The organism is Eisenbergiella tayi, assembly GCF_001881565.1.
GTDB lineage: Bacteria > Bacillota > Clostridia > Lachnospirales > Lachnospiraceae > Eisenbergiella > Eisenbergiella tayi.
Genome location: NZ_MPDJ01000004.1, coordinates 154093 through 165104 on the forward strand (window position 1 = coordinate 154093; position 11012 = coordinate 165104).

At 49.9% G+C, this 11012-nt stretch carries 10 protein-coding genes; 3 read left to right on the forward strand and 7 right to left on the reverse strand.

The genetic code is table 11. From position 1 onward, the window contains the following. Positions 1-90 precede the first annotated feature (90 nt). Complete coding sequence (locus BLA28_RS15350; RefSeq protein ID WP_071699254.1) at positions 91-1419, reverse strand: putative ABC transporter permease; 1329 nt, start codon at positions 1417-1419, stop codon at positions 91-93. Positions 1420-1457: 38 nt separating this feature from the next. Further along, positions 1458-2267 carry an AraC family transcriptional regulator gene (locus BLA28_RS15355; RefSeq protein WP_133304860.1) on the reverse strand — a complete coding sequence of 270 codons (810 nt, stop codon included), beginning with the start codon at positions 2265-2267 and terminating at the stop codon, positions 1458-1460. A gap of 138 nt (positions 2268-2405) precedes the next feature. Here BLA28_RS15355 and BLA28_RS15360 point away from each other — a divergent pair, with 138 nt between their 5' ends. Then, positions 2406-3725: an alpha-L-fucosidase gene (locus BLA28_RS15360; protein ID WP_089979996.1), complete on the forward strand. Its 1320-nt coding sequence runs from the start codon at positions 2406-2408 to the stop codon at positions 3723-3725. Positions 3726-3863: 138 nt separating this feature from the next. On the opposite strand, the gene BLA28_RS15365 is transcribed toward BLA28_RS15360, so the two are convergent. From BLA28_RS15365 to BLA28_RS15385, 5 genes are all read right to left on the reverse strand, one after another. Further along, positions 3864-5252: an MATE family efflux transporter gene (locus BLA28_RS15365; RefSeq protein WP_069158072.1), complete on the reverse strand. Its 1389-nt coding sequence runs from the start codon at positions 5250-5252 to the stop codon at positions 3864-3866. Between the two features lie 88 nt (positions 5253-5340). After that, a complete protein-coding gene (locus BLA28_RS15370) occupies positions 5341-6618 on the reverse strand; it encodes a glycoside hydrolase family protein (RefSeq protein ID WP_069158073.1) in 1278 nt (425 codons plus the stop codon). A 25-nt stretch (positions 6619-6643) separates the two neighbouring features. Beyond that, a complete protein-coding gene (locus BLA28_RS15375; protein ID WP_069158618.1) occupies positions 6644-7501 on the reverse strand; it encodes a MerR family transcriptional regulator in 858 nt (285 codons plus the stop codon). Continuing rightward, the gene (locus BLA28_RS15380; RefSeq protein ID WP_009252571.1) at positions 7498-8070 is read right to left on the reverse strand and encodes a chromate transporter; all 573 of its coding nucleotides are present in this window, start codon (positions 8068-8070) and stop codon (positions 7498-7500) included. Before BLA28_RS15380 ends, BLA28_RS15375 begins: the two co-directional genes overlap by 4 nt. Then, positions 8067-8636 carry a chromate transporter gene (locus tag BLA28_RS15385; RefSeq protein WP_069158074.1) on the reverse strand — a complete coding sequence of 190 codons (570 nt, stop codon included), beginning with the start codon at positions 8634-8636 and terminating at the stop codon, positions 8067-8069. Before BLA28_RS15385 ends, BLA28_RS15380 begins: the two co-directional genes overlap by 4 nt. A 153-nt stretch (positions 8637-8789) precedes the next feature. On the opposite strand from BLA28_RS15385, the gene BLA28_RS15390 reads away from it, so the two are divergent. Both BLA28_RS15390 and BLA28_RS15395 read left to right on the forward strand, forming a co-directional pair. Beyond that, on the forward strand, positions 8790-9698 hold the full coding sequence (locus tag BLA28_RS15390) for a LysR family transcriptional regulator (RefSeq protein ID WP_069158075.1): 909 nt from the start codon (positions 8790-8792) through the stop codon (positions 9696-9698). Between the two features lie 29 nt (positions 9699-9727). Next, entirely contained in the window at positions 9728-10852 is a 1125-nt protein-coding gene (locus BLA28_RS15395; protein WP_069158076.1) for an anaerobic sulfatase maturase, read from the forward strand. Positions 10853-11012: the final 160 nt, after the last annotated feature.

The window sequence follows — 11012 nt, forward strand, 5'->3', positions numbered from 1 at the left end:
ACCTCATAAACGATCCTGCCTGTCAGCCCGGCATTTATGCCGACCGAAGAGAAGTTTTCTGCCGTCAGCCCTGATTCCCTGACGGCATAGCTATTCTTTTATGATGGCATTGGGGTAAACACGTTCCATCCGTTCATCCGGATAATGGGAATCCAGGAAGCTATCCACACTGTTTTCCGCAGGCTTTCCGCCGTATCTGTCGCTGTAACGGGCCAATGCCATCCCTGACAGCACAATGTTAACTGCCATGAACACAAGAAATACCCAGCTCAATATTTTTCCGACCTTTTCAGGAACCTTTTCAATCCAGCGGGACAGAAAAGGATATACATTTTTAATCCAAAGCACGGAAGCGAGTCCCCAGAAAAAGCAGTAAAGCAAATTAATCCTTCCTCCCAGATTAAAGGGGATTTTGCTGTAATCCCAGAACACCGTGCCAAACACCATTTCCGTGAAAACACTGCATACATATTCATAGGCACCGCCCACCACCGTGCCGAAAATAAAGATATATCTGTCATCCCTGTCACGGTATTTATGCAGCATCATGGTAAGCACTACCACGCCGATTCCCCAGACAATACTGAAAGGGCCGTACAGCACACTGCTGCGGCTCATCCATACTCCTGAAGTGAGACGGCAGAATATGGTTTCCGTAATATCCCCCAGAAATGCGCCGATAAAAAAAAGCCATACCAGTTTGTGGAAACTGCAGCCTTCTGCGAATACAAGGCTTTCTTTCCTCTCCTTTTTCCGGAACCTTGCCGCCAACGCGTTTTCCCCATCTTTTTCCAGATTGGGGAAAGCCCTGGTCATACCTTTTTGGATTCCACGGAAAATAGCGTTCCCCAGCCGGTCTGAAACCTCCTGCATTCCCGCTGCTATTTCTTCAATACGGGCAGTTTTCCTCAGCTGCAGGATGGCTCCGGCCACCGACAGGAAATCCCCTGTGGTGATCACAAGGAGGATTATGCCAAGAAGCCTGACAATAAAGGTCGGTATCATGGAAATAAGCGGTGCCAAAAATGGATGGACGAAGGTGATGATCAGCGCTGCCCCGATTCCCCACAGAGCCGAAAACTGCGGGCATATGTATCCTCCTAAATTATGCTTATAGCCTGTATAATCCCACCATTTGCACTTGAATACCTTCTCCATCAGGGCTCCCGTAAAGAATTCCACCACGGCAGCCATAACGGAACAGCCCAGGGCCAGGAAAAAGAAATTTCCCTTCAGAGAACTGAAGAAGACAAGGATCAGCACCATACCGATGCCATATACTGGACAGAGAGGTCCGTTTAAAAACCCCCTGTTCATGAATTTCTTATGCTTTACCGCGGCATATGCGATTTCCGCACACCAGCCGATAAAGGAATAAATAAAAAAGTACCATATCAGTTCAAAAATTATATTCATCATTTTCCTTCTCCATTCTGTCTGTCATTCCTGTCTTTTTTTCAGCTGCCGCGCATCTTCCTCCGGTAAATACTGGGAGGCATCTGCATCAGCCGTTTAAAATACTTGGCAAAATAAAACTGGTCGGAAAACTCCAGTTCTTCCGCTATCTGCGCAATGCTTCTGTCCTCCTGCAGGAGAAGGCGGCAGGCCTTCTGGATAACCAGCTGTTCCAGATAGCCTCCCGGATACATACCCGTTTCCGCCCGGAATTTTTTGGAGAGCGTGCTTTCCGAAACATGCAGCCGATCGGCCATGCTGCGGATATGGTTTTTAGCGCTGACCGGATTTTGTGCGAGCAAAAAAAACTGCTCCACCATCTCTGAATAGATTCTGGTCCGCGTTTCCTGAACGCCGGCCATCCTGGTAAAGAAGCCCAGTTCCTCCCACAGAATCCCCTGAAGGCAGAAAGAATCCCCCATGCGCTGGGAACGGTAAAGCGCAAGCACCTTTTCCAGGTACTGACCAGATACTTTCCTCTCGTACACCTCTTCACAGCCGAAGAAAAGATCCATGCCGTTCACCTGGATAATATTTACATGGAAATAAAGCTGCTCCATATGGGAATCACACCGGTAATTATACAGCAGGCCTGCCGGAATCAGATATACATACCCCTCCTGCAAAGCGATTTCCCTGCCGCGCAGGGTGAGGGTTCCGGAACCTTCCGGTATGAAATAGACCCTGGAATAGGGAGAGCATACCTTTTCCATATTCCAGGTATTATCCACCTGGGCCAGACCGGAATCTGCCACCTCCAGGCTGAGCGTTTTCCACAGCTGAAGCGGCCTTGGATTTGATGATAGAATCATACTTAAAACTCCATATTTTTTCCTTATTATTACATGTTCCTCCGCCCCTTTTTTCACTACAATAAACCCATAAACCTGCCGCACTTACATGAGGCGGTAAAAAAGATAATGCCGCAGATACGGCAGAACGGAGGAATTATGACAAGTTATGTTACACGCCAGACTCCCGGAGATACCAGCTGGTTTACCCATGACCGGTTCGGCATGTTTATCCATTTCGGGCTTTATGCTATGCCTGCCCGCCATGAATGGGTGAAAACCAATGAAAAAATCTCAGAGGAGCATTATGATCTTTACTTCAAACACTTCAATCCCGATCTTTACGACCCGAAGGAATGGGCGAAACAGGCAAAGGCCGCCGGAATGAAGTATGTGGTTATGACCACAAAGCATCACGAGGGCTTCTGCCTTTTTGACAGCAAGTATACGGACTATAAATCTACCAACACCCCCTGCGGCAAGGATCTCATCAAGGAATATGTGGAGGCGTTCCGCTCGGAAGGGCTGCGCGTAGGATTCTACTATTCGCTCATTGACTGGCATCATCCGGATTTCCCCATCGACACGCTTCATCCCCGCAGGGACGATGCGGATGCCCTGCAGCAGAACGAGGGACGCGACATGCACAAATATGCCGAGTACATGAGGAACCAGGTAACTGAGCTGCTGACCAATTATGGTAAAATCGACATTCTCTGGTTCGATTTCTCCTATGACGGCCAGGACGGCGAAGGCGATCAGTCATGGATGAAGGGCAAAGGGAAAAATGACTGGGAAGCGGAAAAGCTTATTGCCACCGCCCGTTCCCTTCAGCCGGATATCATCATTGACAACCGTACCGACATCGAACAGGATCTGTGGACGCCTGAGCAGTATCAGCCGGTCAAATGGGTTACCCATCCTGAAACAGGCGAACTGGTGACATGGGAAGCCTGCCAGACCTTTTCCGGCTCCTGGGGCTATTACAGGGACGAGCAGACCTGGAAATCTCCGGAAATGCTCATCCGCATGCTGGTAAATACCGTGTCCTGCGGCGGCAACCTGCTCATGAATGTAGGCCCTACCTCCAGAGGCTATCTGGATTCCCGCGCGGAGGATGCACTGAAAGTATATGCGGACTGGATGAAATATAACAGCCGTTCTATCTATGGCTGTACCATGGCGGAGCCCGGAATCACAGCTCCCGCAGACTGCCGATACACCCAGAGCGCCGACGGAAGCCGCCTGTACCTGCATCTGTTTGCCTATCCATTCGCCCATCTTCGTCTTCCCGGGATGGCCGGAAAGGTGGAATACGCCCAGTTCCTTCATGACGGAAGCGAGCTTCTTTTCACAGAAGGCGCCATCGACCATTTCTCTGCAAAGAACGAAACGGAGGACAGCAGCGACCTGATTCTCTATCTTCCTGCCGTAAAGCCCAGCAGCCTGGTGCCTGTTGTGGAGCTGATTCTTAAATAAGCTGTTTCCCCGTCGGGATATCACTGCCCGGGACTGCACCGGTCACATCGGAATATACATTTTACAGTTAATTATATAGGATAAGAAACGTCATTGCAATTATTTCTGCAATGGCGTTTCTTTCAATGAAAGTTTCTTTCAATTCATGCCGCGCTGTCCGGAAGCGTCCGGGATCCGCTGTTTTTCCCGGTAAAACTGTATGCACAGATAGGCAGCGGTATAAACTGCCATAAACCCGGAAACCATCGGCGCGATCGCTCCGATCCGGGCCAGGTTGTCCGGCCAGTTGGCATACACCAGATGGATTATGGGGATACGCAGGGCCAACGCCCCGAAGCAGCAGCTTATCATGGTAAATATGGTCTGCGATCTGCCGTTAAGATACCCGTTCATACAGAACACAAAGCTCACAGCCAGATAATCATAGCTGCATGTCCTGAAAAAAGGGATGCCGGCTTCAATGATCGCAGGATCTGAGGAAAATAACCCTATCATCGTCTGAGGGGAAAGCTGGGCCCACAGCCAGAAAAGGGAGGAAGCCGCCACCGCAAAAAGCAGGCCTGCCGCCAGGCTTTTCTTCGCCCTCTCCGGCTTTCCCGCCCCATAGTTCTGGGCGGTAACAGCCGCCAGTGCATTGGCTACCGAAGTTGCAGGCAGCATGGCAAATACATCATATTTGCTCGCCACTCCCACTGCGGAGGCCGCATAGATTCCCAGCCGGTTCGTCACACTGGTAAGATACAGAAAGGAAAAACGCACCATACATTCCTGAAGGGATATGGGGATGCCAACCCAGGCAAGCTCTCTGGCTTTTGCCGGATCGATCCGGAAGTTTTTCAGCCGGAAGGTGAAAATAAACTTCTTGCGGTTTAAATAAATAATTGCCGTCACCATACTTACTGCTTGGGAGCCAATCGTAGCCAGGGCAACTCCCGCCACGCCGAGTCCGGCGCCCTTTACCAGTATGAAGTCCCCTGCAATATTCAGGACACAGGAAAGGGCAATGAACAGCATCGGACGCCTGGAGTCTCCATAACCTCTCAGAATTGCGCTTATCGCATTATAGCCGCAGATAAAAAGAATGCCCAGGCTGCAGATACGCACATAGGTTCCGGCCAGTTCAAAGGATTCCTCCGGCGTTTTCAGCAGAAACAGAATCCTGTCCGTAAACAGAAGCATAAGAACCGTAAGAATCACTGCGGCAATGGCGAATATGGTAAGCGTTGTCCCGATTGTCTTTTTTACCTCTTCTTCCTCTTCCATTCCCGTATATTTTCCTACCAATATCGTGCTTCCCAGCGTCAGACCCGTAATCAGGCTGGTGATGATCTGGGTAACCTGGGTTCCTGTGGAAACCGCTGCCACGCTTTCCGGGCCGCAGTATCTGCCGATGACAAGCAAATCCACCGCCCCATACAGTGCCTGTATGATATTGGCGATGATGAATGGAACGGAAAAGGTGAATAATACGCGGATTACACTCCCTTTTGTCAGATTGTTTTCCGCTTTCTTTTTCTTGGATTCCATAATTTTATCTCCCCACTATGTAATAACTTACTTCCAAAATAAATTAAACCCTCCAGTTACTGGAGGGTCAATACCTTTTTACTTTTTTCTATTTTTCCTCAACCATTTCCGGTACCGGCAGGAATTCCAGGCTTCCGTCTTTCCTTGCCGCAGCCTCATAAAACCGTACCGTTCCTCCATAATCCACATCCGGGTCCACATAAAAACCGGCGAATAAAATTCTTCCATTCTTCCATCCCGCCGCTTTAGGAACCCTGTAGGAATGTTCCGCCACCACATTTTCATCCGGCGCCTGCCACGGGCCGAAGGGATTTTCCGAGAAAAAATACCTGGCCGTCCCGAAATTACTGTATATCAGATAATATAAATTCCCCAGCCTGAAATAGTCACTGCATTCCGGCTGATCGCTGATATCCAGTACCACGAGCGGTTCCACCGGCTCCCAGGAAACAAGATCCCCGGAAATCAGATGCGCAAGACAGCCTCTGCTCTCTTCTCCCTGTAAAAGGGAGGTGGTTACAAACATATGGAAAACTCCGTTTTCGTCCCGGATCACTTTGGGATCCCTGGCCGATGCCCCGTCATAGGGCGGCTGCAGGGCGAATACTCTGTGACTCTTTTGGAAATGGATTCCATCCTGAGACAGAGCCGCTGTCAGCTTGGCCGGAGAGCCGTCGCACATCCGCACCGCATAGAATGCATAATAAATCCCTTCATGAAAGATAACCGATCCGGTACAGATTGACCCTTCTGCCTCATCATCAATGCCGATCGCCAGCGGATACTGTGTCCAGTGAACGAGATCCCGGGAAGCAACATGCGCCCACTGATGCGCGCCAAGCCCCCATTTGCTTTTGTGTCCTCTCCGATCAAATAAATAAAACAGGTGAAAGGTTCCGTCGTGATAAAAAGGCATACAGTCCCCAAGATGGACATTCTTCCCTTCGGGTTTCCATCCCTGTATCCCGGTAAACGATTCTTCCCTTTCCTCCCTTATCAGGCACCTGCCCAATTCCGGCCTGAGTTCCAGCCCCTTTCCCCGACCGCAAATCCCGGCAATATCCACCCGGCCAATCGTCCAGTCCTCATCCGCCAGGGCCCCTTCCGTCAGCAGTTCCAGCCTGAAGCCCGTAAAATTAAGCACAGCCTCATTTCCCGGCCTGCATATTCCGGCCAGCGTTACCGGTTCCGGCCTTGCGGAGAAGCGGATAACAGCTTTCAGGATTCCTTCCCTGTATTCCAGGAGGAACCTTTCTCCCTCTTCTTCCATGGAAAAGAAAACGCCTTCCGTGTCCGGTACCCGGAAACGGAGCATCCATGCCGTGCCGCAGCCTTCTTTCCCGTCAGCTCTACTCCCTCTTTCCATTCTGTTTCCCCTTTAACCTGATTTTTCAGAAATCCTTTCCGATACTTTCAGTATAGCCGCCGGATGTCCGGCTGACAACGGGAATCTGCAGCTCAGTCACATATTTTTCCTGATCATCCGTAAAACCGGAATCAATCCATGTGATTTCTGCCGAATCCCCGCTGCATTCCAGTCCCTGCTCCCGCGCACAGGACAGCAGCCGTTTATAATAGGCGGCAGAATCCTGATGGGTTCCGGCATAAAGGATGGTAAGATAATCCCCTTCCGGAAGTAATGTCTGCTCCCCCCGGTAATTATCCTCCCCTTCCAGAAGGACGAAAATCCCGGAGAAGTGATGAAACCGGCCGTTCAGCAAATCCTCCCTGCTGATGGACACTCCCACCTTTCCCAGAAACATGGCAGGAGGAAGCTGACTGGTTCTTTCCAGTTCCCGGATAGGATATTCCAGGCTTTCCCCCTGAGAGATTTCTTTTTTCAGGAAAGCCGCAGGACGGGCGGGAAAGGTTTTCCGCTCAATCCTTTCCAATGGAGCGGTCATGGCATAATGAAGCTGAAACAGCCTGTTGGAAAGCTTCCGTTCAATGGAATGGAGCCTGGAAAGCTGCTCTCTCGTTTCTTCCAGCTGTTCCTCCAGAATCTGTTCCATGACGGAGGTATCCCTGTTCTCAAAAAAGGCCTTGATTTTGTCCAGAGGCATATTCAGGGTGCGCAGATATTTAATGGTATTCATCCGCTCAAACTGTCTGGCGGAATAATACCGGTACCCGGTCCTTTCATCCACAACCTCCGGCTTCAGCAGGCCGATTTCATCATAATAGCGCAGCGTCCGGATATTGATACGGAACAGCCCGCCCATTTCCCCTATGGTAAAGAGGTTCCTTATATCCATTTCATCACCAGCACACATATCGTTTCAAACACCCCGCATAAAACCATGACTAATATAGGATTCATTTTCTTTTTCCGCAGAAGGACTACGGCGATAACAAACCAGATCACCGCACGGACGGATACATTGCCCGCAGCAAATTTCACAGCGCCGCTCAGGAACACCGCCGAGATCAGGATGGTCAGCCCTGCCTTGGCGATCATGGCTACAACAGCAGGGCGGAGGGAGCCGAGAATTCCCTGCAGCATGCTCATTTTCCGGTATTTCATATAGATATAGGCCAAGGCGGTTACAAAGATACAGGAAGGAAGAATACAACCCAATGTGGCGATAACGGCGCCCAGAGGTCCCGCAATCTGTGTCCCCACAAAGGTTGCCGAATTCACCGCAATCGGCCCCGGCGTCATCTCCGCAATCGTGACCAGATCCGTGAATTCCTTCATCGTCAGCCATCCATGCAGATCCACTACCTGGCTCTGAATAAGAGGCATGGCAGCGTACCCGCCTCCGAAGCTGAAAGCGCCTATCTGAAGAAAGCTCAAAAATAACTGGAGGTAAATCATGCCTTTACCCCCTTTCTCTCTTTCATGAGAGTACGCACCGCGCCGATACAGGCGACCACAACTATAATCAATACCACATTTACCTTGAAGAAGTAGCTGGCGATAAAGCTGATGCCCATAATCACGATATTCACCCAGTCCTTTTCCTGCACTACCTTGCTTCCCATGTCATAAACAACCGACGCAATAACCGCAGCAACGCCGGACTGCATCCCTTTCAGCATGGAGCCCACGATCAGATTGGTGCGAAAGGCATCGTAGCAAAGGGAAATCAGGGACAGAATGATCATGGGAGGCAGAATTGCCCCGAGAATGGAACACAGGACCCCGGGAATACCGGCCAGCTTGTAGCCCACCACGATAGCCCCGTTCACAGCAATCGCTCCCGGTGATGACTGGGCAATTGCCACGAGATCCAGCATTTCCTCCTCATCAATCCAGTGGAGCTCATCCACGAATTTATTTTTCATCAGTGTAACAATTACGTATCCGCCCCCGAAGGTAAAGGTACTCAGATACAGGGTGGAAAAAAATAATTTTCTCAAAACCTTACTTTTCTTTTCCATGCCAACTCCTCTTATCCTTATTTCTCTTTTATATACGGTTTTATTTCATTCATCACCGTAAAGTATACCCCCACTTGTTATATAAGTAAAATAGTATTATATTATATATTACATAACCATTTTATTATGAATTAGCACAGGGAGGCAGAATTTATGACACTGCGTCATCTTCGGATTTTTGTGGCTGTATATCAGGAGCGGAGCATTACTAGGGCAGCGGATCGGCTGCACCTTGCACAGCCTTCAGTAAGCCTTGCGATACGTGAGCTGGAGGAGAACTACAAGATACGTTTGTTTGAACGGTTTTCCAGACGTCTGTTCATCACGGAGCAGGGGGAACAGCTCTACGACTATGCGCTGCATATCATATCTCTGTTTGATGAAATGGAAGAAAAAATTCCTGCCTGGAAGCAGTCCGCTACCCTGCGGATCGGCTCCAGCGTTACGATCGGTAATTTTCTCCTGCCCGCGCTCATTCAGCAATATACCAGGGAGCTGCCTAGCGTTAATCCCAAGGTCACCATAAATAATTCCGGTTTTATCGAAGACGCCGTGCTGGACAACCGCCTGGACTTCGCCCTGATTGAAGGCAATACCCAGCATCCCAACATCATCAGCGAGCCTTTTCTTGAGGATCGTATCTGCTTTATCTGTTCTCCCCGGCACCCTCTCCTTACGAAAAACAAGGTGACACTTAAGGATATTTCCGCCTGTCCTTTTGTCCTGCGTGAAAAAGGGAGCGCCGGCAGGGAGGCCGCGGAGGATCTGATGAATTATAACCAGCTGCCCATAAATATTGTATGGGAAAGTGTGAGCACGCAGTCCCTTGTACGGGCTGTGAGCAGGGACATCGGCATTTCCGCCCTGCCCTGCCTGCTGGCTGCGGATGCCCTGAACCAGGGGATTATCTCCCGGATTCCCTTCGATGCCCCCGCCCTGCACCGAAGCTTTTCCATCATTTATCATAAGAATAAATACCTGACGGAAAACGCCCTGCGCTTCATGGAGATGTGCCGCAGCTTCGGAGACGGTTGCCAAGACGTCCATTTTGTTATATCCTGAATTTATATACATCGAGAGGAGCTATTACCATGCCAAAACAGCCAGCTATTACCCTGTTGATCAAACCTGCGTCCGGAAGCTGCAATCTCCGCTGCCGCTATTGCTTTTATGCGGATGAAATGAATAACCGTAAGGAAAAAACCTATGGAATGATGTCCGAAGAGACTCTGGATATTCTCGTGGAAAAAACACTGAATCAGGTGACTCATACGGCGACCTTTGCCTTTCAGGGAGGCGAACCCACCCTGGCCGGCCTGGATTTTTTCAGGGCTCTGATAGAAATTGAGAAAAAGCACAATCACAGAGGAATTGAAATCCATAACAGTCTCCAGACCAATGGAATTGTCATTGATGAGGAATGGGCACGCTTTCTTCATGACAATCATTTTCTGGTGGGCTTATCTCTGGATGGGTACGAGCAGCTGCATGATGAAAACCGGAAATTTCCTGATAACAGCGGGAGCTTTGCCCGGGTCATGGAAACCGCCCGCCTTTTCCAGGAATATCAGGTGGAATTCAATATTCTCACCGTTGTAACCGCGCAGTCTTCCAAGCGGATTAAACGGATTTACCAGTATTTCCGGGAACAGGGCTTTACTTATCAGCAGTACATACCCTGTATTGATCCTTTTGAAGAAAACAAAGGCAGTCTCAGTTATTCCCTCACCCCTGACCGTTACGGGAAATTTCTGAAGGATCTTTTTGACTATTGGTACCAGGACTGGAAGGACGGGCATCCGGTATATAACCGTACCTTTGAAAACTGGGTCGGAATGCTGCTCAATTATCCTCCGGAATCCTGCAATATGATGGGTATCTGTTCGGAGCAATGGGTAATCGAGGCAGACGGAAGCGTCTATCCCTGTGATTTTTATGTCCTGGATGACTGGAAGCTGGGCAATATCCGCAGCAATTCCTTTGAAAAAATGAATCAGGCCCGGGAAGACCTGGATTTTGTCAGTTTATCCCGCAATGTTCCCGACAAATGCAAGGAATGCCGCTGGTATCCCTTATGCCGGAACGGCTGCCGCCGGGACAGAACCCTCCTCTCCGACGGAAGGACTCCGGGACTGAACAGCTATTGCGAAAGCTATCAGGACTTCTTTTCCTATGCCTATCCCAGACTGCTGGAAATGGCCCGGAGTATCCGCTGACTCCTTACAGAGGCGTCAGGCACAGATAAAAAAAGCGCGGTGCTCTGCCTGAGGTTCTTTCTCGCGTCAGGGTATTCATCGTCCGCGCTGTGGCCTTACGCTCCCCACTTTCCTTCGGCCTGTGTCCGGCCAGATGCTTTGCTGTTGGGCATGGGCAGAC

Excerpts from the sequence above, each read along its gene's own strand:
- BLA28_RS15350 (WP_071699254.1), bottom strand. The coding sequence starts at position 1,419 with ATGATGAATATAATTTTTGAACTGATATGGTACTTTTTTATTTATTCC.
- BLA28_RS15355 (WP_133304860.1), bottom strand. The coding sequence starts at position 2,267 with ATGATTCTATCATCAAATCCAAGGCCGCTTCAGCTGTGGAAAACGCTC.
- BLA28_RS15360 (WP_089979996.1), top strand. The coding sequence starts at position 2,406 with ATGACAAGTTATGTTACACGCCAGACTCCCGGAGATACCAGCTGGTTT.
- BLA28_RS15365 (WP_069158072.1), bottom strand. The coding sequence starts at position 5,252 with ATGGAATCCAAGAAAAAGAAAGCGGAAAACAATCTGACAAAAGGGAGT.
- BLA28_RS15370 (WP_069158073.1), bottom strand. The coding sequence starts at position 6,618 with ATGGAAAGAGGGAGTAGAGCTGACGGGAAAGAAGGCTGCGGCACGGCA.
- BLA28_RS15380 (WP_009252571.1), bottom strand. The coding sequence starts at position 8,070 with ATGATTTACCTCCAGTTATTTTTGAGCTTTCTTCAGATAGGCGCTTTC.
- BLA28_RS15385 (WP_069158074.1), bottom strand. The coding sequence starts at position 8,636 with ATGGAAAAGAAAAGTAAGGTTTTGAGAAAATTATTTTTTTCCACCCTG.
- BLA28_RS15390 (WP_069158075.1), top strand. The coding sequence starts at position 8,790 with ATGACACTGCGTCATCTTCGGATTTTTGTGGCTGTATATCAGGAGCGG.
- BLA28_RS15395 (WP_069158076.1), top strand. The coding sequence starts at position 9,728 with ATGCCAAAACAGCCAGCTATTACCCTGTTGATCAAACCTGCGTCCGGA.